Raw genomic sequence first — 25,012 nt, 5'->3', positions numbered from 1 at the left:
GCACCCGGCGTACGCGTGGCGCCTTCGGTTTCAAGGAACGTGCTGCCCGGCCTGTTGCGGCGCCATCTACTGTTGATGATAGCTCACCGCAGCGCGCGGCGCGGGGGACTTGATTTCATGGTATACGTCGGTTTTGATCAGGCGCTCATAGAAGATGCGCGCACCCGCTTCGGTCCAGTGGTCGAAGTCGAAGTAGGAGTAGTTTCCGTCGACATAGAACTGGCAGCCGCCGTCACAGAAGATCTGCTGCACATCGACGAATTGGCTGTTGGCCAGTTGCGCCATGCGCTGGACATGCCCTTCGTCGGAGATGTTCTTGATCCCATCCAGGTACTTATTCATGCCGATCGGCGACTGATGCTTGCGGGTGATGGCATTGATCGAAGCGCCCCAGACCGGCCCCAGTAGCGGCTTGTGGCCGAAGAACAGGATCTTCAGCGCAGGGTTTTTGGCCCGCAGCAGTTCGGCCCCGATCTTGTAGCCCTTGACCGGATCAGTGCTCTCCGACCATAAGTGGGTGTAGATCAGCGTGTCGGCAGTTTTCAGCTCCTCGGAATTGAGCAGTTTGTCGAATTCGCGCTGGCATTGGTCCCGCACCACTTCCGGCTCGCCGCCCGCCAGCGAGAAAAAGGCCGCGCACTGATGCGAGGTTTTGAATAGCTGCAGTCCGATTTCGCGGTCGTTGCTCAAGGCCTTGTAGATGTCGTAGGCCTGGCTGTCGCCATAGATCAGCACTTTCGGCTTGCCGGCGCTGTAGTTCGAGACCAGGCTACCATCCCAGTAGCGTTGCCGCTCCGCCGTCATATCGGCATCGGACATGGCCAGATTTTGCTGGCGGCCAAATATCAGGCCTTGCTTCTGGTAGGTGACGAATCCGCCGGCGCCGACGGCCAGCATCAGGCCAGCCAGCACCGGCGCCTGCAGGCGCGAAACGCCGGTGCGCACCGGCCGTTCGATGCAGCGCACAGTCAACCAGGCCAGCAGCACGGCCAGCAGCATGAGCAAGACGGTGACCGCAGGCGGCTGTGTGACGCCGCCGCGTACAATACGGGGAAACACCAGCAAGGGCCAGTGCCACAAATACAGTGGGAAGCTGATCAGGCCGAACCACACCATCACCGGATGGGCGAGCAGGCGGCGGTTGATCCAGGCTTGGCTGCCGGCGCCGATGAGGAGTACGGCGCCGCCGACCGGCAGCAGCGCTTGCCAGCCTGGGAAGGGACGCAGATTTGAGCAGGTGGCCAGGCCGACGATCAGCAGGCCGAAGCCCAGCAGCGACAGCCATGACGCGCGTGCGCCGCCCAAGGGGGCGCCGCGGCGCAGCGTTGCGAAGGCCAGCAGGGCGCCAGCCAGCAATTCCCAGCTGCGCGATAAGGGCGAGTAGAAGGCCGCGACCGGATGGTCGGTCACTAGCGCCAGGTTGAGCGCCATCGACAGCGCGGCGATGACGCCGGCCATCACATAAAAGTTCAGGCGCCAACGGTAGGCGACCCACAGCAACAACGGCCAGAAGATGTAGAACTGCTCCTCGATGGCCAGCGACCACAGATGCAGCAGGGGCTTGGTTTCGGCCGCGCTGTCGAAGTAGCCGCTGCCGCTCCATAGCAGGAAATTGGAGACGAAGCCGGCACCGCCGGCCACCTGTTTGCCCAGTTCGGTGTACTCGTCCGACAACAGGATGTACCGGCCAGCCACGATGGTAGCGCTGAGCACCAGCAGCAGGGCCGGGAAAATCCGCTTCACGCGGCGCTGGTAGAAAACGGCAAAGCTGAAACGCCCGGTCTGCAACCCGCCGGCAATGATGGTGGAGATCAGGTAGCCCGAAATAACGAAGAAGATGTCGACGCCGACGAAGCCGCCCGGCAATATGGCAGGGAAGGCGTGATACACGACCACCGCCAGCACCGCGATGGCGCGCAAGCCGTCAATATCGGGCCGGTAGGCGGGATGGGGCAATTGCCCGGTGTTTGAGGTGAGAGGACTACTCATGGTGGCAGTAAGTGCTGCGCGAACTCAGCGGTAAAATGGAAATGGTGCGAAGCTTATCACATTGCCTATCCTGCAAGCGTCAGATTTTCTCACGGCGCCGGCTACCGGCAGGGGCGGGCGCCGGAGGCAAGCGCTTGCTGTATAATTTTGTCTTTCCGCTCTACCTAATCTGCAAGGTCCAATTCCACAATGCTCAGCACAGCAAATATCACGATGCAATTCGGCGCCAAGCCGCTGTTTGAAAACATCTCCGTCAAGTTCGGCGATGGCAACCGTTATGGCCTGATCGGCGCCAACGGCTGCGGCAAATCCACGTTCATGAAAATCCTCGGCGGCGATCTGGAACCGTCGGGCGGCAACGTGATGCTGGATCTGAACGAGCGCCTGGGTAAGCTGCGTCAGGACCAGTTTGCATTCGAAGACATGCGCGTGCTGGACGTTGTGATGATGGGTCACACCGAGATGTGGGCCGCGATCTCCGAACGCGATGCGATCTACGCCAATCCGGACGCCACCGACGACGACTACATGAAAGCCGCCGACCTGGAAGGCAAAGTCTCGGAATACGACGGCTACACCGCCGAGTCGCGCGCCGGCGAACTGCTGCTGGGCGTGGGCATCAGCATCGACCAGCACCAGGGCCTGATGAGCGCCGTGTCGCCAGGCTGGAAGCTGCGCGTGCTGCTGGCGCAGGCGCTGTTCTCGAATCCGGACATCCTGCTGCTGGACGAACCAACCAATAACCTGGACATCAACACCATCCGCTGGCTGGAAGATGTGCTCAACGAGCGCAACTCCACCATGATCATCATCTCCCACGATCGCCACTTCCTGAACCAGGTGTGCACCCACGTGGCGGATATGGATTACGGCACGCTGAAGATCTACCCAGGCAATTACGACGACTACATGCTGGCGTCGACCCAAGCGCGTAACCAGCAGCTGTCCAACAACGCCAAGGCGAAAGAGAAAGTCGCCGAGCTGCAGGACTTCGTGCGCCGCTTCTCGGCCAACAAGTCCAAGGCCCGCCAGGCAACCTCGCGCGCCAAGATGATTGACAAGATCAAGGTGGAGGACATCAAGCCATCGTCGCGCGCCTATCCGTTCGTGCGCTTCGAGGGCGAGAAGAAGCTGCACCGCCTGGCCGTTGAAGCGGACAGCATCAGCAAAAAATACGACCGCACGCTGTTCAACAACTTCAGCATCATGGTTGAAGCGGGCGAACGCATCGCGGTCATCGGCGCCAACGGCGCCGGTAAGACCACGCTGCTGCGTTGCATCGGCGGTGACGACATCGCCGGCCTGCACGCCGATCACGGCATGGTGAAGTGGGCGGAAAACGCCAACGTCGGCTACATGCCGCAAGACCCGACCGAGGACTTCGCGACCGACATTTCGCTGACCGACTGGATGGGCAAGTGGACCAAGGAAGGCGACGATGACCAGGCCGTGCGCTCGATCCTGGGCCGTCTGCTGTTCGGCGGCGACGAGGTGAAGAAATCGGTGCGCGTGCTGTCCGGTGGTGAAAAAGGCCGCATGATGTACGGTAAGCTGATGCTGGGCCGTCACAACGTGCTGCTGCTGGATGAGCCGACCAACCACATGGACATGGAATCGATCGAGTCGCTGAACATTGCGCTGGACAAGTACGCCGGCACGCTGATCTTCGTCTCGCACGACCGTGAATTCGTGTCGTCGCTGGCGACCCGCATCATCGAGATCAAGGAAAACGAAGTGGTCGACTTCCGTGGCGGCTACGAAGAATATCTGACCAGCCAAGGTATCGACTAAGCCATCATGCAAGCCATCGAGATCAAACCCGTCGAGTATGAGCATCCACAAGACGGCGCCAGCTGCGTAGCCCATGCCTGGGCGCGCACGCCAGCGACTCCCAGCGCCGAACAGCGCGTGGAGCTCAAAGAACGCATCAAACGCCTGTTGAAGGAAAAGCAGGCGGTGTTGGTGTCGCACTATTATGTAGACGCCGACTTGCAGGATCTGGCCGAGGAAACCGGCGGCTGCGTCTCCGATTCGCTGGAGATGGCGCGCTTCGGCCGCGATCATCCGGCCAAGACGCTGGTGGTGGCGGGCGTGCGGTTCATGGGCGAGACGGCCAAGATCCTCAGCCCGGAAAAGCGCATCCTGATGCCGGACCTGGACGCGACCTGTTCGCTGGACCTGGGCTGCCCGGCCGACGAATTTGCCGCCTACTGCGATGCCCACCCGGATCGCACGGTGGTGGTGTACGCCAACACCAGCGCCGCCGTCAAGGCGCGCGCCGACTGGATGGTGACGTCGTCGATCGGCCTGGATATCGTCAAGCACCTGCACGAGCAGGGCAAGAAGATCCTGTGGGCGCCGGACAAGCATCTCGGTTCCTACATCCAGAAGCAGACCGGCGCCGACATGCTGCTGTGGCAGGGCTCCTGCCTGGTGCACGATGAATTCAAGGGCGTGGAACTGGAACTGCTGAAGGCCCAGTACCCGCAGGCGAAGATCCTGGTGCACCCGGAGTCGCCGGCCAATGTGGTGGCGCTGGCCGATGTCGTCGGCTCGACCACGCAGATCATCAACGCTGCGGTGGAATCGGACGCCGACACCTTCATCGTCGCCACCGACAACGGCATTCTGCACAAGATGCGCGCCGCCGCACCGGGCAAGCGTTTCATTGAAGCGCCGACCGCCGGCAACAGCGCCACCTGCAAGAGCTGCGCACACTGCCCATGGATGGCGATGAACGGCCTGCAAAACCTGGCCGACGTGCTGGAAAATATGGACGATCCGGTGGCCAGTGCCGCCAACGAAATCTTCGTCGATGCGGAAATCGGCAAGCAGGCCGTGACCTCGATCACGCGCATGCTGGACTTCGCTGCGGCCAAGAAGGCCAAGGTGCAGCCAGGTCCGGATCTGGCGCAAGAAGCAAAACTGTTTTCGGGAATCGGCCCTGCATGATGAGCACTCTGGTAAACAAGTTCGCGCCGTTTGACGACGCGTTGAAATCGGCCTTTGAATCCAATCTGCTGGCGGCGTTGCTGGAAGACGTGGGCACTGGCGACCTGACTGGCTTGCTGGTGCCGGAAGGCGGTCGCGCCAAGGCACGCGTGATCGTGCGCGAAGATGCGGTGCTGTGCGGCGCGCCATGGTTTGAAGGCGTGATGAACTGCATGCAGGCCGGCATTGAAATCGACTGGCAGTACGCCGAAGGCGATTTGATGAAGGCCGACAGCGTGGTCTGCACCATCGAGGGTCCGGCGCGCGCGCTGCTGACGGCGGAACGTGGTGCGCTCAACTTCATGCAGCTGCTGTCCGGCGTGGCCACCGCCACCCGCAAGTATGTGGACGTGATCGCGGGCACCCGCGCCGCGATTCTCGACACCCGCAAGACCTTGCCGGGCCTGCGCCTGGCGCAGAAGTACGCGGTGCGCGTGGGCGGCGGACAGAATCAGCGTCTGGCGCTGTACGACGGTATCCTGATCAAGGAAAACCATATCGCTGCGGCGGGCGGCATCACCAATGCGGTGCTGGCGGCCAAGGCGTTGGACAAAGGCGTGTCGATCCAGGTGGAAGTGGAATCGCTGGACGAGTTGAGGGAAGCACTGGATGCGGGCGCCGTCTCCATCCTGCTGGATAACTTCGACACCGGCATGATGCGCGAAGCGGTGGTGATCAACGCCGGCCGCGCGCTGCTGGAAGCCTCGGGCGGCATCAACTTCGACACCGTGCGGGCGATTGCCGAAACGGGTGTGGACCGCATCTCGATCGGCAGCCTGACCAAGGATATCCGGGCCACCGATTATTCTTTGCGCATCGTCGGTTAATCCGCGTAGAATAATCCGCAGGATGCCGGAGGTCCGGCAGTGGAGACCCGCTTGCGAAAGGCACGTCGGCTTTATTTGACTGGCTTGTGCGGCATGGCGCTTTGCGCCTTGCCGCCGTTTTCATTTGCGCGTCCGGCCGGACCGCGCGAGCTGGTGGCAGCCGGCACCCGTAACGAAGGCATCTACGAACGGCGTCCCAACGGCGAATTTGCCGGCTTGGGCGCGGATCTGGTGCGGCTGCTGGCGCGACGCCACGGCTATCAGCCCCGCTTCGAAATCTATCCGTGGCGGCGCGCGCTGGAGGTGGTCGGCGGCGGCAAGGCCGATCTGCTGGTGTCGCCATACAAAACTGCCGAACGCCTGCGCGTGATGCGCTACAGCGAACAAGCCTTCTTCCAGGATGAACTGGCGTTTTATGTACGCGCCGACGCCATGCCGATATGGGAGGGCGATTACACCTTGCTCAAAGGCCGGCGGATTGTGATTATCAATGGTTGGGCCTACGGTGAGGCATTCGCCAAGGCTTTGCCGCTGATGAATGTCAGCGTGACCAACACGGTTGAAAACGGCCTGCAGATGCTGTCGCACGGGCATATCGAGATGTTCGCTTCCAACCGGCGCGATACCGATCCGGTGGTCAAACAACTGGGGCTTGGCGACCGGGTGTTGGCGCTGGCGCCGCTGATCGATGTGCAGGATGCGTACTTTGCGTATCCGCTGGCGCCGCGCCACCGCGATCTGCCGGCGCAGATGGATCATTTACTGATCGAGTTGAAGAAGAACGGCGAGCTGCAAAGGCTGGCGCGCCGTTACGGCGTTACGCTGCCGTGATCGACTTGCGCATCTTCGCCAGCGGCACCTGCACTTCGCCCGGCAGGGTGATCTCAATCGGTTCAACGATCTCGAAGCCGCAGGCTTGATACAACGGCACGCCGGGCATGGTCGCTGCCAGTTCCAGTGTGGTGAAGCCACCGGCTGCTGCTGCGTCGGTGCAGTGCTGCAGCAGCATGCGGCCCAGGCCTTGCCGCGCCGCTGACGGATCGACAAAGAAGGCGCGGATGCGGGCCGCTTCGGTGGCCGGGTCCAGCAGGGGATCTGCGCCTTTCTTGGTGCGGTCGGCGCCGAACAGCGTGCTGCGCTTGCTCCAGCCGCCGCATGCAGCCAACTGGCCATCCTTCTCGATGATGAAGTAAGTTTGATCCGCCACCAGTTGCGTATCCACGCCAAAGACGTAACGCGTAACGGCTTGTGCTTGCTCGGACGTGTAAAACCCGGCGCTCAGTTCAATCCCTGAGCGGGCGATCAGCGCTTCCATGGCCGGGATATCGACCGGAGTGGCATGGCGGACGTGGATCGTCATTTGCGTCGCGGCGGCGTCAGGATCGACGGCAGTGCCTTGGCCAGCGTCTCCGGATAGTCGCGGCTGAAGTGCAGGCCACGGCTTTCCCGGCGCAGCAAGGCGCTGTTGACGATCAGGCTCGCTACTTCGACCAGGTTGCGCAGCTCCAGCAGGTCGTGCGTGACGCGGAAGTTCTGGTAGTACTCGTCGATTTCTTCCTTCAGCAGCGCAATGCGGTGCTGCGCGCGTTCCAGGCGCTTGCTGGTGCGGACGATGCCGACATAGTTCCACATGAAGCGGCGCAGTTCATCCCAGTTGTGCGAGATGACGACTTCCTCGTCGGCGTCGCCAACCCGGCTTTCATCCCAATCCGGCAGGTAGGGCACTTCGCCTTTTTCCTTGGCCGTGATGTCCATCGCGCAGGCGCGGCCGATCACCACGCATTCCAGCAGCGAGTTGCTGGCCAGGCGGTTGGCGCCGTGCAGGCCGGTGCAGGCGGTTTCGCCAACCGCGTACAGGCCAGGCAAGTCGGTGCGGCCGTGCATGTCGGTGACCACGCCGCCGCAGGTGTAGTGCGCGGCCGGCACCACCGGAATCGGCTGCTTGGTGATGTCGATGCCCAGTTCCATGCAGCGAGCGTAGATGGTCGGGAAGTGCTCGATCAGGAACTCGGCCGGCTTGTGGCTGATGTCCAGGTGGACGTAATCCAGGCCGCGCTTCTTGATCTCGAAGTCGATGGCGCGCGCCACCACGTCGCGCGGCGCCAGTTCGGCGCGTTCGTCGTGGGCCAGCATGAAGCGCTGGCCGGCGGCGGCGCCAGCTTCCGGCGGCAATTTCAGCAAGCCGCCTTCGCCGCGTATTGCCTCGGTAATCAGGAAGGACTTGGCGTAAGGGTGATACAGGCAGGTCGGATGGAACTGGATGAATTCCATGTTCGACACCCGGCAGCCGGCGCGCCAGGCCATGGCGATGCCGTCGCCGCTGGCGGTGTCTGGATTGGTGGTGTACAGGTACACTTTGCCGGCGCCACCGGTACACATCACCGTGTGTTCTGCTGCAAAGGTATGTACCTGACCGGTACGCTCGTCCTGCACGTACAGGCCGTAGCACTTGGGCTGCGCGCCTTTCTTGTTGGCGTCGACCTTGTCGGAGGTGATCAGGTCAATCGCACAGTGGTGCTCGAACAATGTGATATTCGGATGCGCGCGGACTTTTTCTTCCAGCGTGGTCTGCACCGCGTTGCCGGTGGCGTCGGCGGCGTGGATGATGCGGCGCTGGCTGTGGCCGCCTTCGCGGGTCAGGTGGAAGCCCAGCTCTGCCGATTCGTCGCGGGTGAACGGCACGCCCTGGTCAATCAGCCATTCGATCGCTTCGCGGCCGTGTTCGACGATGTAGCGCGTGGCGCCTTCGTCGCACAGGCCGCCGCCGGCGATCAGGGTGTCATCAATGTGCTGGGTGTGGCTGTCGCCGGAGTCCAGTACGGCGGCAATACCGCCCTGGGCCCAGTTGCTGGCGCCGTCCCGCAGGGCACGTTTGGAAATAATCGCTACAGTCCGCGTTTCGGCCAGGTGCAGGGCGACCGACAGGCCAGCCAATCCGCTACCGACAATTGCAACATCAAATTTCATGGTTACATTATTACGAGAAGGTAAATGAACCATGACTATAGACCATTTGTCATAGGAGCGTCACAAAAGCCCTTTTTGATGAGTGGATTGCGGGCCGTCAAAACGGCGGCTTGCAGTGTTCCTCATCATGATAGCTCCGTCGGGGGAATCTATCGTGATCAGGATCTTTCATCATTATGTATCCAGGGTAGCGTTCATGCTGCTGTTGCTGGAGCTGTCGATATTGCTGGCGGCGGGCATCGCCAGTTCACCGCTGTGGCTGTCTGACCCAGGTCAACGCTATGTGCCGGCGCTGGCGTTTGCGCTGGTGATGGTGTTCAGCATGGGCACGCTGGGTATGTACCAGCACGACCAGTCGCGCGAAGACATCAAGAGCATTGTCTTGCGCATCATGCCGTCGCTGGCCCTGGGATTTGGCCTGATGCAATTGCTGGCGGCGCTGTTGCCGGAAATGCAGCTGGGGCGGCTGGGCAGCATGGTCTTCCTGCTGGGTGGCGGCGCGGTGCTGCTGGCACGGCTGGTGGTGTTCACCTCGGCCCAGTCGAGCATGCTGGAGCAGCGGCTGATCATCGTTGGCGACGGCGCGATTGCGCGCGAGTGCCTGGCGCTGGCGGCCAGCAGCGCCGGTTTTCATCCGTTCCGGGTGGTGGGCGTTGTGCCGGTGCAGGGGGAGATGCGCGCGGTGCCGCCGGCCATGCTGTTGCCGGCCGATCTGCCATTGCTCACGCTGGCGCGGCGTTACGCCGCCGATGAAATCGTGGTGACGGTGGGCGACCGGCGCAATGGCGCCTTCCCGGTGCGGCAGTTGCTGGAGTGCGCGCTGGGCGGCGTGCCGGTGACCGACGCGGCGACCTTCTTCGAGCGCGAGGCATGCCAGATCCGCATCGATTCGCTGCAACCGAGTTATCTGATTTTTGGCGGCGGCTTCGATCAGGGCGTGCTGCGCGCCATCGTCAAGCGCTTGCTGGATTTGCTGGCCAGCGCCGCCATCGGCCTGCTGGCAATGCCGCTGATGCTGGCGACCGCGCTGGCCATCAAGATTGAGGACGGCGGTCCGGTGTTCTATCGTCAGGAGCGGGTGGGACGCGGCAACCGGCTGTTCCATGTGCTGAAGTTCCGCAGCATGGGGCAGAACGCGGAGCGGGATGGCCAGCCGCAGTGGGCGGAGCAGAACGATCCGCGCGTGACGGCGGTCGGCCGCTGGATACGCAAGCTGCGCATCGACGAACTGCCGCAGATGCTGAATGTGTTCCGCGGCGAGATGAGTTTTGTCGGTCCGCGTCCCGAGCGCGCGTATTTCGTCGACCAGTTGTGCGAGCAGATCGCATACTACAACGTGCGGCATGGGATCAAGCCTGGCATCACCGGCCTGGCGCAGGTGCGCTACCGCTACGGCGCATCGGTGGAGGATGCGCTGCGCAAGCTGCAATACGATTTATATTATGTGAAAAATAATAGCCTGTTCCTCGATCTGCTGATTTTGGTGGACACGGTGCAGGTGGTCTTGTTCGGTAAAGGTGGCCGCTGATGCAGTGGGACGGCGCCACAGGCGTGGCAGCGTTCAGCCATGGCGTGGCCTTGGTGGCGTTTGGCGCGCTGGCCGCGCTGTTGCTGCGGCCTGCATGGCGTCAGCGTCCGCATGCGCGCGCCATGGGATGGTCTGCTGTGGTGACGGCGCTATGGGCGGCCTGCGCGATGGCCGAGGTGCTGATCGCGCCCATCGCACCGATCTTGCCTGGCGTGGCGGACGCGCTGCGCTGCGCTAGCTGGCTGGCCTTGCTGATGCGGCTCTCCAGCGCGGGCTGGCGATTGCTGGCGTGCGCGATGCTGCTGCCGGCTGCGGCGCTGGCGGTGGCCTTGCAGCCCGATGCGTCGCCGCTGCTGCACGCAGGCCTGCCGCTGGCGTCATCGGTACTGGGCATGCTGCTGGTCGAACATCTGTATCGCAACGCGCCGCAGAACACGCGTTGGGGCATCAAGTTTGCCTGTTTGGGCATCGGAGCCTTGTTCGCTTTCGACTTTTATCTGTACAGCGACGCCATGCTGCTGCGGCGCGTGAATCCGGATATCTGGGCTGCACGCGGCATCGTCAATGCCTTGAGCGCGCCGCTGCTGGCGATGGCGATGGCGCGCGGTCCGGTGTGGACGCCGGGGCTACAGCTGTCGCGCCAGATCATGTTCCATTCCGCCGCGTTGCTGGGTGCTGCGATGTACCTGCTGGCGATGGCCGTCAGCGCCTGGTATCTGCGCTATATCGGCGGCGCGTGGGGCGCGCTGATGCAGCTGGCCTGTCTGTGCGGCGCCGCGCTGCTGCTTGTCGGCGTGCTGTTTTCCGGCGCCATGCGCGCGCGGCTCAAGCTATTCATCGGCAAGCATTTTTATCAGGGCCGTTACGACTATCGCGAAGAATGGCAGCGCTTCACGCGCGCGCTGGCCGACGATGCGGGCGGCCTGTCCGAGCGGGCGATTCAGGCCATGGCGGGGCTGGTCGAAAGCCCGGCGGGCATGCTGTGGCTGCGGCGCGAAGACGATCTGTTTCGGCCTGCGACCCGTTGGAATATGCCGCTGCCCGATGCCGACGAACGATCCGATAGTCCGCTGTGCCGCTTGCTGGCGGTGCGCGGCTGGGTGGTGGATCTGCCGGAATGGCGTCGCCAGCCCGCACGTTATGAAGGCCTGCCACCGCCATCGTGGAGCGCCGGCGTATGGCTGATCGTGCCGCTGATGCTGGATCGCAGCCTGTTCGGCTTTATCTGCCTGGCTTTGCCGCGTACCGCATTGCAGCTCAATTGGGAAGTGCGCGACGTGCTGAAAATCGCCGGCAGCCAGGCCGCCAGCTACCTGGCGCATCGCGCGTCGGCCGATAGTCTGGCCGTGGCGCGGCAATTCGAGTCCTTCAACCGCATGTCGACCTTCATCGTGCATGACCTGAAAAACCTGGTCTCGCAACTCTCACTGCTGTTGGTGAACGCGGAAAAGCACAAGGCCAATCCAGACTTCCAGAACGATATGCTGGATACGTTGTCTCACTCGCTGGGCAAGATGAAGCATCTGCTGCTCAAGCTGCGCCGCGACGATGCCCCCGATGCCGCCGCGCCGCTGCAACTGGATCAACTGCTGATGCGCGTGGTGCAGCTGCACGCCAGCAGCGAACCGCGTCCTTCGCTGGAATTGTGTAGTGCCGGTCTGACGGTGCTGGCCAACGCCCGGCGGCTGGAGCGGGTCATCGGCCATCTGCTGCAGAACGCGGTCGAAGCCACGCCGCGTTCCGGCCGGGTTGCGGTGCGCATGCAGGAAAGCGACGGTGCGGCAGTCGTCGAGCTGTCCGATACCGGCCATGGCATGAGTGAGCAGTTTGTGCGTGAGCGCCTGTTCCAGCCGTTCGTCTCGACCAAGGCGGCAGGCATGGGCATCGGTGTGTTCGAGAGCCGCGAATATCTTAGCGAGGTCGGCGGCCAGTTGCAGGTCGCCAGCGCGCCATCCCAGGGCACGACGTTTCGCGTGACGCTGCCGTTACATAAGGAGTCCGAACATGGGCAAGAATAAGCTACTGGTGGTCGAAGACGACGCGGGACTGCAAAAGCAGCTGCGCTGGAGTCTGGACGCCTATGACGTCGTCACCGCAGACGACCGCGAATCCGCATTGGCACAATTACGCCGTCACCAGCCGGCGGTGGTGACCATGGACCTCGGCTTGCCGCCCGATCCCGACGGCGCCAGCGAAGGTCTGGCGCTGCTGGCGCAGATACTGGCCGCAGCGCCGGACACTAAGGTGATCATCCTGTCCGGTAACCAGGAGCGCGCCAATGCGCTAAAGGCCATCGGCATGGGCGCCTACGACTTTCATCAGAAACCGATGGACGCGGACACGCTGTCGCTGGTGATTGCGCGGGCCTTCTATCTGCACGCCATGCAGCAGGAAAACCGCCGCATGCTACAGATTCAGTCCGATTCGCCGCTGGCCGGCATCATCAGCCGCGATCCGGTGATGCTGAAACTGTGTCGTAGCGTGGAGAAGGTGGCGCCGTCCTCGGCCACGGTGATGCTGCTGGGTGACTCGGGCAGCGGCAAGGAGTTGATTGCGCGCGGCCTGCATAACCTGAGTACGCGCCATGAGAAGCGCTTTGTGGCGATCAATTGCGCGGCGATTCCGGAGCATCTGCTGGAGAGCGAGTTATTCGGCTACGAGAAAGGCGCGTTTACCGGCGCGCAGCGGCAGACACCCGGCAAACTGGAACTGGCGCACGGCGGCACTTTCTTCTTCGACGAAATTGGCGACATGGCGCTGGCGTTGCAGGCCAAGCTGCTGCGCTTTTTACAGGAGCGCGTGATCGAGCGGGTGGGCGGACGCAGTGAGATCAGCATCGACGTACGCGTGGTCTGCGCCACACATCGCAATCTGAAGACGCTGTCGGCGGAAGGTGGCTTTCGTGAAGATCTGTACTATCGCCTGAGCGAGATCGTGCTGACGATACCGCCGTTGCGCGACCGCGCCGGCGACTGCGCGCTGTTGGCGCATCACTTCCGCAACAAGTTCTGTGCCGGCGAATCACGCTCGCTGCTGGCATTCAGCGTGGAGGCGCTGGCCGCCATCGAGGCCTACGCATGGCCGGGCAATGTGCGCGAGATGGAGAACTGTATTCGTCGCGCCGTCATCATGGCGGAAGGGCCGCAGATCACACCTGCCGATCTTGGGCTACCGGATGGGCAGGAGGAATCCGTTAACCTGCGACAGGTGCGAGAGACGGCTGAATATAGGGTGATGGTGAAGGCGCTGGCGCGGGCGGATGGGAATATCGTCAAGGCGGCGGAGCTATTGGGCGTGAGCCGGCCGACCTTGTACGATTTAATGAATCACCACGGCTTGAAGTAATCACTCGCGCCACTCGCCGGCGGCGGTCAGCTTGTTTTTCAGGCCGGGCAGCGGAAAGCCCATGCCGTAGGCCTTTTGTGCGCTGGCGCGGGCTTTGTCGTAGTCTTTCTTCTTCACGTACAGCAGGCCCAAGTTGTAGTGGGCGGTGGGATTGGATGGCTCCAGCCGCGCTGATTCCTCCAGGTGTTCCAGCGCGGTGTCGGTCTGGCCGATCGCCAGCAGATAGGCGCCATACAGCGAATGGACGCGGGCGTCGTCGGGACGGAAACCCAGTGCGCGGTTGAAGAAGCATTCCACCGTGTAGTGGGCGCCGTGAGGTTTGCGGTTCTTGTCGCGCAGCGCCAGGCGCGACATGGCCGACAATGCGCGCGGATGGTTGGGGAAGTGTTCCAGCGTGTAGCCGATGTCGGCGCCCAATGGACCGCTGGCGCCGCGTACCAGGCGCTCGACGTCGGGAGTGAAGTGGTAGTTTTCCACTACGCTCAGGCCCTGACGGTCGTCGGGGCTGCTGTAGTCGCCGCCGGGATTGTGCTTGACGTAGGGCGGACAGTCGTCGGCTGCTGCGGCGTTTGCGCAGAACAGGATCAGGGCGATGGCGAGGGGTTTCATATTGATTCCTTGCTGTGGAGACGGTCCAGCAGCGCGGCCAGTTTGCGGGTGCGCGCTGCGCGCGAGTGGCGGGCGATCAGTGCCGGTGGTGCGGTTGGCGCTTGCTGCTGGCGGCACAGGCGCAGGAAGTGGCGCAGCGCGGTAGCGATATCGTCAACGCAATCCAGCCGCGCCGTGGTGTGGATGCCGGCGCGACGCAGCAGGCCGGCAGTGTCGCCGTCCGGGTGGGTCAAGGCCAGCAGCGGACGGCGGGCACGCAGGTACTCGTACAATTTGGCCGGAATCTGGCCGTTGCAGTTTTCCGCCTGGAGCAGCAGCAGGCCGTCGGCCGTCAGCATTTCGGCCAGCGCCTCTTGGTACAACAAGGGCGGCGCCAGTTCAATGATTGGCGCCAGGTGCGGGTGGCGTGCGATCAGGCCTTGCAGATAGGCGTCGTGGCCGCTGGCGCGTAGCACGAGGCGAAAGCTTGCCGGCTGTATCTCGCCTTGCGCCAGCAGGCGCGCCAATGCGGCAAACAGTGCGCCGGGGTCGCGCTCCGACGGGTAGATGACGCCACTGTGCAGCAACCGGAAAGGACCGGGCGACGACGTGGCACGCGGGGTAGCGATTTCCGCGCCGATGAAACTCACCTCGTCGTAGCCGTTTTCGATCAGGGCAATGCGGCGGGTATCCGCTCGCGGAAAACGGTGACGCAAGTCGCGCACGGCGCCTGGCGTTGTGCAGATGACGGCCGCGCCGCGTTGCATGGCCTGCTGCTCAATCCAGCCGTGGATGCGGCGGCGGCGCGGGTCCGGCGGGTAGTCGGTATCGATCATCGGATCGCGCTGGTCGGCAATCCATGGAATGCCGGTCAGGCGATGCAGCGTGAGGCCGATCAGATGCGCGGTGGCGATCGGGTAGCTGGACCAGATGAACTGCGGCTGGTATTGGCGTATCAGCCGCAAGCCGGTGGGCACGGCGCTGAGCCACCATGAAATCCAGCGGTCCGGCTGCGCCAGCAGGGACGGATAGCGGCCGGCGATGGCCAGTTGGCGCGCCGCATCGAGCGCAAAGCTGCGGTGCACCGGCACTTGCGGCACCGCGTCGGCGCGGCTGTAGTCCGGATAGGCATTGGGGCTGACCGACAGCACCATCGGTTGCCAGCCCAGTTGCGGCAGGTATTGGGTAAAGGCCAGCGTGCGGTGGATGCCGCTGCCACCGCGCATCGGCGGGTAGTGATAGGCGATCATCAGCACGCGCTTTACCATGCTCGTATCCATTTGGTGCAGATGTCGGCGACTTCGTCGCGCCAGACCTGGCGGGCAAAGGTGTGGTTGGCGTGCGGGATGATGGTCTGGCGCACGCGAGGTGATGCCAGCAACGTGCGCCAATGGGCGCTCTGGCGTGGTAGCGCCATGAATTCGCGCGCACCCAGATCGGCGCCGCTCAGGATGATGAGGATCTGGCCGCGGAAGCGGCACAGCGCCTGGTGCAGCCGTTCCGGCAGCGATTCAATTTGCGCGGACGGCTGGCCGGCGGCCGTCGCCACCTGGCGGAAGGACGAGAGTGCGCGGCGCACGCCGAAGCGGCCCTGCGCCAGCTTGCGCCAGAATTCACCGTCACGGATGCGCTGCAGGTAGTAGTGGCGCAGCGTGGTGCGGGCTTCGCCTTGTGTGGTGCGCACCCACGGGTTGAGCATGATCAGGCCCGCGATGCGTGGATCGTCCGGCGCGTGAAAGGCAGCGGCGGTGGCGCCGTCGCACAGGCCCCATAGCACCAGCTCCTTCAATACTGGCATGGCGTTGAAGAACTGGCCGATGGCCGCTTCCAGGTCGTCCTGGATCGATTCGAAATCGCGCATCTCGCCTTCGCTGTCGCCCATGCCGCGATAGTCGAAGCGCATCACCGGCACATTGTGTTCGGCCAGGTGGCGCGCCAGCAGCACGAACTGGCGATGGCTGCCGATGCGATATTGCGGGCCGCCGGTGACGATCAATACGCCGCGCGTCGACGGCTGGTCCGGCATATGGAGGATGCCGAACAGCCAGCAGTCCTGGCAAGTGAATTGGAGTACGCGTTGCTGCGGCATTATGTCGGCTCCCTGGGGGCGGCGGCAGTGGTTGCGGCCAGTAGCTCGGGCGCGACGCCGATTTCGCTGCTGGTCCAGAAAGCCTCGCCGTGGACGGGATAAGCCTGCACCCTGGCGCCGCTCTGGCGCCAGCGCTCGATCAACACTTCGGACGCTGGCTGCAATGTCGCGTGGTTGTTGCCTGCCGCGCTGGCGTAGTCGGCGGCGGCGTCCTGTGGCGCGGGACTCAGTTCCATCCACTGCACCGGGCAGCGCGGCGCCAGCGCTTCCGCATCCAGCTGGCCGATGGCGGCCGACAGCGCGGGCGACATCAGGTAGCCGGCGATTTCCGTGCTTTGCTCGGCCGCCGGCGGATTGGAGAACAGTCGCGCCGCGCTTTGCAACCGCACGAACTGGTTCAGATGCGCGCGTCCGCTCAGGGCGGGCTGCCACAGGATTACGCCATCCGGCCGCACGCGCGTGGCAAAGTCCAGCGCCAGCAAGGCGCCCAGACGCAACCCCCACAGGTAGCGCGGGCCGGTGTGGCGTGCTTGCAGCCAGTGCCATGCGCGTGTCAGGTCGCTCAGCCAGGTATCCCACCGGGCTTGCGGCAGCTCGCCGCTGCTGTCGCCGCATCCGAACAGATCGATTTGCAGCACGCCGAAGCCTGCCTGTGCATAGGCGCGGGCCTGCAACGCCACCATGCGCCGGCTCTTGTTCAATTCTTCCGCAAACGGATGGACGTAGAGGATGGCGCCGCGCGACGGCGTGCCTATTTCTGGCGCGTGGTACAGGCAAAAGCGTTCGCCCTCATCGGCATTGAGGAAGAACGGCAGGGCGGCAAGGGAGGCGGCGTCCACGGTCAGGCCGTCTTGCTGGCGACGAAGCTGGCCAGGGAGCCAACCGTGGCGAAGTGGCGGGCGCTGATTTCGTCGTCCTGGACTTCGAAGCCGAAGTGCTGTTCCAGCGCGACGATCAGGTTGGCCACCGCCATCGAGTCCAGCTCCGGCAGGCTGCCCAGCAGCGGCGTGTCTTCGGTCAGCTGCATGTGGCCGAGGGAGAGGGTGCTTCTCAGGATGTGGCAGACTTGCGAAAATTGGGGCATGACGGCTCCTGTAGCTGGCTGGTGTCGAACATCAGTTGGGGAAAGGATGCGGGGTGGCGCGACAAGTGGAAATAGGGCCGCAGGCTGCATACCATCCACTGCCACTGGCCGCAGCGCAGGAACACGGCGTGGCCTAGCCGCACCACGCCGATCTGCGCATGCGCGCGCAACGAGCCGGGATTGAAGGCCGAGATGCGGCTACAGGTCCAGCGCACGCCGCGTCCACGCAGCTGCTGGCGCGCGGTTTCCCATAATCGGCGGAAGACCCAGCCGAGGCGCTCATCCGGTCGCACCCAGACGTCAAAATCCCAGTTTTCGCGTTGGGACGACAACCGGTAGCGCGCGCGGACTTCGTCCTCCTGGTATGCATTTGGGATCAGCCAGAGAAAGCCGGCCAGCCGGCCGTTTCGCCATGCCGTCAGCGTGCTGGCGCCTTGGGCGTAACGGTCGCGCACCACATGCGCGGGGCGCGGATAGCCGTCCGGCAGCGGCGTGCTGACATCGGGAGAGTGGATACTGATGTCGGCACCACGCATCGGCGTGAGCGGCGAATCGCTGACATATTGGGCGACAAACAGGTAGCGGAACAGCGTCCAGCGGCCGCCACTGGCCCGCGCCAGCACGCGCGCCAGCAGATACAGGGCGGTATTCAGCCAGCCAAGTTGGGCGAGAGTGAGACGCAGGCGCTTGCTCATGACAGTCAGTTCGATCGGGAGCGGGGTTCTGATTAAACTATGGGCGCGGCGCGCACGGTTTGCGCCAGCACAAGCGCGCGTGGCGTTTGATGCGCATCAAGAACGGCTCGGCAGTTTGTCCCGATCATGGAGGACCGTCCATCGCGAAGGCTGACCGTCATGCCGCAGCTAATCCACGAATGTATCTTTCAGTCGGCGCGCCAGGTGCCGGACCGGCAGGCACTGTCTTATCAAGGCGTGGGCCTGAATTATGGCGCTTTGGAGCAGATGGTACGGCAGGCTGCGTACGCCTGGCTGGATCATGGCCTGGGACGCGGCGAGCGGCTGGCCGTCTATCTGGAGAAGCGCGAGGAGACGGTGGTGGCCATGTTTGGCGCGGCGGTGGCGGGTTCGGTGTTTGTGCCGGTCAATCCGGTGCTGAAGGCGGAGCAAGTGGCGTACATCCTCGCCGACTGCAATGTGCGCATTCTGGTGACCTCGCGTGAGCGGTTTAATCAGTTGGCGGAGGCGTTGGGCGGCTGCCCGGATCTGCATACGGTCATCATTATCGGGTCGATGGAGGCGTTGCAAGCGCCCAACGGCATCAAACTGCATTCGTGGCGCGAAGCGATGTTGGCGGCAGCCCCGCAGGAGTTTCATCCCTGCATTGACAGCGATATGGCCGCCATCCTGTACACCTCCGGCAGCACGGGCAAGCCCAAGGGTGTAGTGCTGTCGCACCGCAATCTGGTGGCTGGCGCGCTCAGCGTGTCCACGTATCTGCATAACACCTCGGAAGACCGATTGCTGTGCGTGCTACCGCTCAGTTTCGATTATGGCCTGAGCCAGTTGACCACCGCGTTTGCCGTCGGTGCCTGCGCCGTGCTGCTCAACCACCTGCTGTTGCGCGATGTGATCGACGCGGTCGATCGCGATCGCATCACCGGTCTGGCGGGCGTGCCGCCGCTGTGGATACAGCTGTCGGAGCTGAGCTGGCATCATGCGCGCCGATTGCGCTATATCACCAACTCCGGCGGCGTGATGCCGCAGCACACCATCAAAGCCCTGCGCAAGGCGCTGCCGCATGTGGAAATCTATCTGATGTACGGGCTGACCGAGGCGTTCCGCTCGACTTATCTGGCGCCGGAGCAGCTGGCGATCCGGCCTGAATCGATCGGCAAGGCCATTCCCAACGCCGAAATCCTGGTGCTGCGCAACGATGGTTCGCCGTGCGGTCCGAACGAGCCGGGCGAACTGGTGCATCGTGGCGCGCTGGTGGCGATGGGCTACTGGAACGATGCGGCGCGCACGGCGGAACGCTTCCGGCCTTTGCCCGACCGTAGCGGCGGCTTGCCGATAGCGGAACTGGCGGTGTGGTCGGGCGACACCGTGCGTGCCGACGAAGAAGGCTATCTGTACTTTATCGGCCGCACTGACGACATGATCAAGACTTCCGGCTACCGCGTCAGCCCGGCGGAAGTGGAAGAGGTGGTGTATGCGACCGGGCTGGTATCGGAGGCGGCCGCGTTTGGCGTCGCGCATCCGACGCTGGGCCAGGCGATCGCGCTGGTGGCAGTGGGCGATGAGCTGAACAGTCCGGCGCTACTGGCTGCCTGCAAGCGTTGTCTGCCAGCCTACATGGTGCCGGCGCGCATCGATATGCGTAGCGAGCCCCTGCCGCGCAATCCCAACGGCAAGATCGACCGGCGGCTGCTGGCGCAGGAACTGGAGGCGCGTCGATGACGATTTCCCATGCGGAGTTGCGCCAATTCCCGGTGCAGGATGATTGCCTGCAACTAGGCGGCATCGCGCTGACGCGGCTGGCGGAGCGGGTCGGCCGCACGCCGTTTTATGCGTATGAGCGCAACCATATCCAGTCGCGGATTGGCTTGCTGCGGCAGGTGTTGCCGGCCGGCGTGCATTTGCATTACGCCGTCAAAGCGAATCCCATGCCGGCGCTGGTGCAGATGATGGCATCGCTGGTGGACGGCTTTGACGTGGCGTCTGGCGGCGAGATGAAAATCGCGCTGGATGCCGGCATGCCGTCGCCGCGCATCAGTTTCGCCGGGCCGGGCAAGAGCAATGCCGAGTTGCGCAGCGCGGTGGCGGCCGGCGTGGTGCTGCATCTGGAATCGGAAGACGAAATGGCGCGTGCAGCGCGCGTGGGCGAGTTATTGGGAATTAGGCCGCGCGTGGCGGTGCGCGTCAATCCGGAATTTGAGCTGAAATATGCCGGCATGAAAATGGCCGGCGGCGCGCGGCAGTTTGGCGTCGATGCGGAGCGGGTGCCGGTGATGCTGCGCAAACTGGGTCAGCTGGAACTGGATTTTCAGGGCTTTCATCTGTTTTGCGGCGCGCAGAATTTGTCCGCCAAGGCAATCTGCGAAGCTCAACTGCTGAGCGTGCAACTGGCGCTACGCCTGGCGGAACATGCGCCGGCGCCGATGCGCTTGCTGAATATTGGTGGCGGTTTCGGTGTGCCGTATTTTCCTGGTGAGCGGCCGCTGGATCTGGCTGCCGTGGCGGAAGGTTTGCACGCCACTGCGCAGGTGCTGAGCGCCGCGTCGCCGGAGACGCGACTGATACTGGAGCTCGGCCGCTACCTGGTCGCCGAGGGCGGCGTCTACGTCTGCCGCGTGTTGGAACGCAAACTGTCGCACGGCCAGGTGTTTGTGATTACGGATGGCGGCCTGCATCATCATCTGGCCGCATCCGGCAACTTTGGGCAGGTGATCCGCAAGAATTATCCGGTGGCGGTCGGCAACCGCATGCACGCTGCGCCGCGCGAAGTGGTTACCGTGGTCGGCCCGCTGTGCACGCCGCTTGATATGCTAGCTGACAGCATGGAACTGGCGCGCGTAGAGCCGGGTGATTACGTGGTGGTGTTCCAGTCCGGCGCTTATGGCTTGACGGCCAGTCCGACCGCGTTTCTCGGCCATCCGCCGCCACTGGAGGTGCTGGTATGAGCGGGCTGTGCGGTTATTTGAATCTGCAACGTGATACGCAATTTGGCGCGTTGCCGTTGGCGGACCGCACCGCCAGCATGGCGCGCTTCGACGCCAGTCCGGTCAGGATATTAACGAGCGAGCCGTGCGGACTCGGCGTTGCGGCCAGTGCGGAGGCGGTCAGCCTGCACCAGGAACCGGGCTTGCTTGCCGCCATCTGGGGCCATGCCAGGCTGGACGGCAGTGCAGATCAGCTTGCCACACGGCTAGTGCAGAAATGGCGTACACGCGGCCCGCAGGCCTGCGCCGATCTGACCGGGCATTTCGCTGTCTGCATCATCGATGGCAACACGGGCCAGGCGATGCTGGCGGTGGACCGTAGCGGCGTGCATACCATGCATTACCAGAGCGAACCGCACGGACTGCTGTTTGCGACCTCGTTGGCGGCCTTGCCGGCAGGCGAGTTGGACCCGCAGTCGCTGTATCACTACCTGTATTTCCACATGATTCCAGCGCCACGCGGCGTGTATCGCGATCAGTACCGGTTGCAACCGGGCCAGTATCTGTTGTACCGGCGCGGACGCATGGAGCGTGGCGTGTACTGGTGCATGCGTTTCCGTGAGGAGCGCAGCACGCCGTTTGTGGCGTTGAAAAATCAGTTTCTGGGCGCGTTGCGCGATTCAGTACAGCAAGCGGCGGCCGGGACCGAGAAAGTCGGTGCCTTTCTCAGCGGCGGCACGGATAGTTCGACGCTAGCCGGCTTGCTGGCGCGGCCGGCGCGCACTTATTCCATCGGCTTCGATGTCGACGGCTACGACGAAATGGCCTATGCCCGCATCGCCGCCCAGCATTTTGGCACGGATCATCACGAATACTATTTGACTGCGGGGGATGTGGCGGACGCTATCCCGCAGATCGCGGCGGCCAGCGCGCAGCCCTTTGGCAATTCCTCCGTGGTGCCGGCGTATTTCTGCGCGCAGATGGCGCGGGCGGACGGGGTCACGCGCTTGCTGGGCGGCGATGGCGGCGATGAGCTGTTCGGCGGTAACGAGCGTTACGCGCGTCAGGCGGTGTTTGCCCGTTATGAGCAGTTGCCGTCGTCTGTGCGACAGTTGCTGCTGGAGCCGCTGCTGTTCGGGCTGGCACGCCGCTGGCAGGCGCCGCTGCTGCGCAAGGCCCGCAGCTACGTCGAGCAGGCGCTGGTGCCGATGCCGGCGCGGCTGGAAACCTACAATCTGTTGCAACGCTACGGTCCGGCACCGATGCTGCATGGCGATTTTCTGGCGTCCGTGGACCAAAGCGCGCCGCTCGGAGAATTGAATGCCTGCTATTGGGAATCGCACGGACTCAGCCAGATCAACCGCATGCAAGCGCTGGATCTGCGCTACACGCTGGCCGACAACGACCTGCGCAAGGTCGACCTGGCGTGTGAGCTGGCCGGCGTGGAGGCGGCGTTTCCGTTCCTGAGCGATGAGCTGCTGGCGTTCTCGGCTTGCCTGCCGCCGAGCGACAAGTTGAACGGCACGCGGCTGCGCTACTTCTTCAAGCATGCGCTGCGCGACCATCTGCCGCAGGCCATCCTGCGCAAGAAAAAGCACGGCTTCGGCATGCCGTTCGGCCAATGGCTGCTGACCGACATCCGCTTGCGCGAACTCGCGTTTGACAGCCTGGCCGATCTGAAAGGCCGCCGTATCGTGCGCGCGGACTTCATCGACCACCTGACGCAGACGCTGGTGCACGAGCATCCGGCCTATCACGGCACTATGGTATGGGTGTTGATGATGCTGGAACAATGGCTGCAACAGCACGCTACACCGCGATCCGCCGCTGTGCCAGCAGCCGCAGCAGAAACCGCAGCCGGTCCGGCTCCCACGGCGTGAAACGCGGCAATTGCAGCGGGTCGCTGCCGTCATAGGCGGCGCCGGCAACGGTGCTGAAGGCCGCGTCGAAACCCATCTCGCTCACCATTTGTACATGCTGCTGGCGGTAATCCGTGCCGGGCTTGCCGTTCGGATAGGCGAACAGTGTGACTGGCGCCTGGATGATGTTTTCCAACATCGACTTGCCCTGGGCAATGTCGGTGAAGGCGTCGGCATCCGGCACGGCGGCAAGGATCGGGTGCCGATGGGTGTGCGCGCCGATTTCCATGCCGGCAGCGTGCAGTGCTTGCAGTTGCTCCGAACGCAGCATCAGTTGCCGGCCGCGTGGCGGCGCCAGGGCGCTGGCGGTGCGCAGGCGGTGATCGAACGGCAGGTATTTCAGTTCCTGTAGCAACTGGTCCAGCGCCTGCGGGTCGCCACCGGACTGGCGGACGTAGTCGATGATGTCGTCGTTCCACATCTGACCGCCGTTCAGGTACCCGCTGGCGACAAAGAAGGCGGCGTTCAGGCCGTGCTTCTGCAGAATCGGCAAGGCGACCTCGGCGTTATCGGCATAACCGTCGTCGAAAGTGATGCAGGCGGCGCGCCGTGGCAGGGTCTGGCTTTGCAGCCGGCGTACGGCCTGGCTGACCGGCAGCACGTTGAAATGGCGTTTGAGCAGCGCCATCTGGCGGTCGAAGCGTTGTGCATCGGGCAGACTGGGCAGCAATGCGTCGGCTCGTGCCAGCACCCGGTGGTAAATCAGGATCGACAACCGTTGCGCGCTCATCGGGCCACCTCGGCTTTGCGGGCGGCCAGCCGCTGTTCGGTCAGCGCGCGCAGGGCGACCACGGCGGCCATCAAATAATACGGCACGTCAAAATAGAGCAGGCTGAGGAAGGCGCCGCCCACCGCGAAGCCGATCAGGCTGGATTGAATCATCTTGGCCAGGTTGCTGGCCCATTGTAGTTCGGGATCGTCACGGCTGCTGCGGACTATCCACGACGCCGAGCGCCAGGTCAGCACGCCCAGCAGCAGATACAGTCCCAATCCGATGAAACCATGTTCGCCCAGCGCCTGGAAATAGATGCTGTGGGCTGCATGAACAGCGGCCGGGTTCGGCGCGTACAGGTAGAACACGGACGGCTCGGCGATCTCGAAACCGCCGCCGAAGAAGCGGTCCTTGGCCAGGTTGTAAGCCATATGCCAGGCGTTGATGCGGCCCATGGCGGAGGTGTCGGCCTCGTAGTCGGCAATGCTGTCCATGCGTTCGGTCCAGCGCTCCGGCATGTACAGCATGGCCAATGGCGCGAACATCAGGATGACGAAGGCGCCCAGCAGCTTTTGCTGGCTTTTCAGCCACATCAGCACGATCATGGCGCCGATGGCCAGCAGCGCGCCGCGCGAGTAGGTGCCCAGCGCGGCCATGGCGGACAGCAGCATGGTGGCGGTCAGGCCGTGCTTGACCCAGCGGTTGTCGCTGCTCAGTTGCAGGTAGCGCATCAGTGGAATGGCGATGATCAGCGCCAGGGCGATTTCGTTATTGCCGCCGATGAAGGTGCCGATCGGCCCCCAGACGCGGAAGTTGCCGCCTTCGCGCACCGTGAAAATACCGCCCTTGACGCCGTAGTAGCCCAGCGAAATGACCAGTACCCAGATCATGCGGTGCACATCCTCGCGGCGGCGGATCACCACCATGGTGACCAGGCTCATCAACATGATTTTCATCACCTTGGCCAGTTGCACCTGGGACGCCGCCGGGAAGATCGCAAACAGTGTGGTGATGTTCATCCACAGCACCATGGCCAGCAGGGCAAAAGTGATGCCGCTGGCCGGCAAGGTCTTCGGCGTGCGCGAAGTGGCCAGGCTGAACAGCGTGATGACGGCGATGATCTGCGCAAACGGAAAGGTGGTGGCGAAGCCCCAGCTCTGGGTGTGCGGATTCATGACGCTGATCCAGATCCACATCAGCACGCCATTGACGGGATGTTTGATGATCAGCGGCAGGCTGGCAAACACAATAAAGGTAACGAATATGTCGCGCATGGCAGTCATTGATTTGGCTCAACGATGCGTTTGAGCCTGTCGGTACACTGGCTTTTTGATCTGCCAATCATAGGACAGGG

21 protein-coding genes are annotated in these 25,012 nt (G+C 63.4%); 10 read left to right on the top strand and 11 right to left on the bottom strand.

Annotated features, from left to right (window positions below; all coding sequences use genetic code 11):
- Positions 1–66 precede the first annotated feature (66 nt).
- A complete protein-coding gene (locus GTP69_RS01845; RefSeq protein WP_161053269.1) occupies positions 67–1,989 on the bottom strand; it encodes an acyltransferase family protein in 1,923 nt (640 codons plus the stop codon).
- A gap of 189 nt (positions 1,990–2,178) precedes the next feature.
- Here GTP69_RS01845 and GTP69_RS01840 point away from each other — a divergent pair, with 189 nt between their 5' ends.
- Genes GTP69_RS01840 through GTP69_RS01825 form a run of 4 tightly spaced genes read left to right on the top strand, consistent with a single transcriptional unit; the run spans position 2,179 to position 6,638 of the window.
- Positions 2,179–3,780: an ABC-F family ATPase gene (locus tag GTP69_RS01840; protein WP_161053268.1), complete on the top strand. Its 1,602-nt coding sequence runs from the start codon at positions 2,179–2,181 to the stop codon at positions 3,778–3,780.
- Positions 3,781–3,786: 6 nt separating this feature from the next.
- Entirely contained in the window at positions 3,787–4,941 is a 1,155-nt protein-coding gene (gene nadA, locus GTP69_RS01835; protein WP_161053267.1) for a quinolinate synthase NadA, read from the top strand.
- Positions 4,941–5,807, top strand: a complete 867-nt coding sequence (nadC, locus tag GTP69_RS01830) for a carboxylating nicotinate-nucleotide diphosphorylase (RefSeq protein ID WP_161053478.1) — start codon at positions 4,941–4,943, stop codon at positions 5,805–5,807. Before nadA ends, nadC begins: the two co-directional genes overlap by 1 nt.
- Before the next feature lie 51 nt (positions 5,808–5,858).
- Positions 5,859–6,638 carry a substrate-binding periplasmic protein gene (locus tag GTP69_RS01825; RefSeq protein WP_229260755.1) on the top strand — a complete coding sequence of 260 codons (780 nt, stop codon included), beginning with the start codon at positions 5,859–5,861 and terminating at the stop codon, positions 6,636–6,638.
- Here the strand turns inward: GTP69_RS01825 and GTP69_RS01820 are convergent.
- On the bottom strand, positions 6,625–7,167 hold the full coding sequence (locus GTP69_RS01820) for a GNAT family N-acetyltransferase (protein ID WP_161053266.1): 543 nt from the start codon (positions 7,165–7,167) through the stop codon (positions 6,625–6,627). The genes GTP69_RS01825 and GTP69_RS01820 overlap by 14 nt on opposite strands.
- Positions 7,164–8,774, bottom strand: a complete 1,611-nt coding sequence (gene nadB / locus GTP69_RS01815) for an L-aspartate oxidase (protein ID WP_161053265.1) — start codon at positions 8,772–8,774, stop codon at positions 7,164–7,166. Before nadB ends, GTP69_RS01820 begins: the two co-directional genes overlap by 4 nt.
- Positions 8,775–8,970: 196 nt before the next feature.
- Between nadB and GTP69_RS01810 the strand changes: the two genes are divergently transcribed.
- From GTP69_RS01810 to prsR, 3 genes are read left to right on the top strand one after another with little or no spacing between them, the layout of a single operon-like run.
- Complete coding sequence (locus GTP69_RS01810; RefSeq protein WP_229260754.1) at positions 8,971–10,302, top strand: TIGR03013 family XrtA/PEP-CTERM system glycosyltransferase; 1,332 nt, start codon at positions 8,971–8,973, stop codon at positions 10,300–10,302.
- The gene (prsK, locus tag GTP69_RS01805; protein ID WP_161053263.1) at positions 10,302–12,320 is read left to right on the top strand and encodes an XrtA/PEP-CTERM system histidine kinase PrsK; all 2,019 of its coding nucleotides are present in this window, start codon (positions 10,302–10,304) and stop codon (positions 12,318–12,320) included. The genes GTP69_RS01810 and prsK overlap by 1 nt, the downstream gene beginning before the upstream one ends.
- Positions 12,307–13,647, top strand: a complete 1,341-nt coding sequence (gene prsR / locus GTP69_RS01800; RefSeq protein ID WP_161053262.1) for a PEP-CTERM-box response regulator transcription factor — start codon at positions 12,307–12,309, stop codon at positions 13,645–13,647. Before prsK ends, prsR begins: the two co-directional genes overlap by 14 nt.
- On the opposite strand, the gene GTP69_RS01795 is transcribed toward prsR, so the two are convergent.
- Genes GTP69_RS01795 through GTP69_RS01770 form a run of 6 tightly spaced genes read right to left on the bottom strand, consistent with a single transcriptional unit; the run spans position 13,648 to position 18,103 of the window.
- Positions 13,648–14,256 (bottom strand): tetratricopeptide repeat protein, encoded by a 609-nt coding sequence (locus GTP69_RS01795; protein ID WP_161053261.1) that lies wholly within the window; start codon positions 14,254–14,256, stop codon positions 13,648–13,650.
- Entirely contained in the window at positions 14,253–15,503 is a 1,251-nt protein-coding gene (locus GTP69_RS01790; protein WP_161053260.1) for a glycosyltransferase, read from the bottom strand. The genes GTP69_RS01795 and GTP69_RS01790 overlap by 4 nt, the downstream gene beginning before the upstream one ends.
- Complete coding sequence (locus GTP69_RS01785) at positions 15,497–16,324, bottom strand: hydrolase 1, exosortase A system-associated (protein ID WP_202424259.1); 828 nt, start codon at positions 16,322–16,324, stop codon at positions 15,497–15,499. The genes GTP69_RS01790 and GTP69_RS01785 overlap by 7 nt, the downstream gene beginning before the upstream one ends.
- A complete protein-coding gene (locus tag GTP69_RS01780; RefSeq protein WP_371867764.1) occupies positions 16,324–17,163 on the bottom strand; it encodes a hydrolase 2, exosortase A system-associated in 840 nt (279 codons plus the stop codon). The genes GTP69_RS01785 and GTP69_RS01780 overlap by 1 nt, the downstream gene beginning before the upstream one ends.
- 2 nt (positions 17,164–17,165) lie before the next feature.
- Positions 17,166–17,408, bottom strand: coding sequence for an acyl carrier protein (locus tag GTP69_RS01775; protein ID WP_161053259.1), 243 nt, complete (start codon positions 17,406–17,408; stop codon positions 17,166–17,168).
- Positions 17,375–18,103: a GNAT family N-acetyltransferase gene (locus GTP69_RS01770; protein ID WP_161053258.1), complete on the bottom strand. Its 729-nt coding sequence runs from the start codon at positions 18,101–18,103 to the stop codon at positions 17,375–17,377. Before GTP69_RS01770 ends, GTP69_RS01775 begins: the two co-directional genes overlap by 34 nt.
- A gap of 159 nt (positions 18,104–18,262) precedes the next feature.
- On the opposite strand from GTP69_RS01770, the gene GTP69_RS01765 reads away from it, so the two are divergent.
- The 3 genes from GTP69_RS01765 to GTP69_RS01755 are packed head-to-tail and all read left to right on the top strand — an operon-like array spanning position 18,263 to position 22,907.
- On the top strand, positions 18,263–19,825 hold the full coding sequence (locus GTP69_RS01765) for an acyl-CoA ligase (AMP-forming), exosortase A system-associated (protein WP_161053257.1): 1,563 nt from the start codon (positions 18,263–18,265) through the stop codon (positions 19,823–19,825).
- Positions 19,822–21,048, top strand: coding sequence for a pyridoxal-dependent decarboxylase, exosortase A system-associated (locus GTP69_RS01760; protein WP_161053256.1), 1,227 nt, complete (start codon positions 19,822–19,824; stop codon positions 21,046–21,048). The genes GTP69_RS01765 and GTP69_RS01760 overlap by 4 nt, the downstream gene beginning before the upstream one ends.
- On the top strand, positions 21,045–22,907 hold the full coding sequence (locus GTP69_RS01755; protein ID WP_161053255.1) for an asparagine synthetase B family protein: 1,863 nt from the start codon (positions 21,045–21,047) through the stop codon (positions 22,905–22,907). The genes GTP69_RS01760 and GTP69_RS01755 overlap by 4 nt, the downstream gene beginning before the upstream one ends.
- Here the strand turns inward: GTP69_RS01755 and GTP69_RS01750 are convergent.
- Both GTP69_RS01750 and GTP69_RS01745 read right to left on the bottom strand, forming a co-directional pair.
- Positions 22,837–23,676, bottom strand: a complete 840-nt coding sequence (locus GTP69_RS01750) for a polysaccharide deacetylase family protein (RefSeq protein WP_161053254.1) — start codon at positions 23,674–23,676, stop codon at positions 22,837–22,839. The genes GTP69_RS01755 and GTP69_RS01750 overlap by 71 nt on opposite strands.
- The gene (locus GTP69_RS01745) at positions 23,673–24,932 is read right to left on the bottom strand and encodes a putative O-glycosylation ligase, exosortase A system-associated (protein WP_161053253.1); all 1,260 of its coding nucleotides are present in this window, start codon (positions 24,930–24,932) and stop codon (positions 23,673–23,675) included. Before GTP69_RS01745 ends, GTP69_RS01750 begins: the two co-directional genes overlap by 4 nt.
- Positions 24,933–25,012 lie beyond the last annotated feature (80 nt).

This window comes from Duganella levis, assembly GCF_009857605.1.
Classification (GTDB): Bacteria; Pseudomonadota; Gammaproteobacteria; order Burkholderiales; family Burkholderiaceae_D; genus Rugamonas; species Rugamonas levis.
This window is presented reverse-complemented; position numbering and strand designations above follow the sequence as displayed.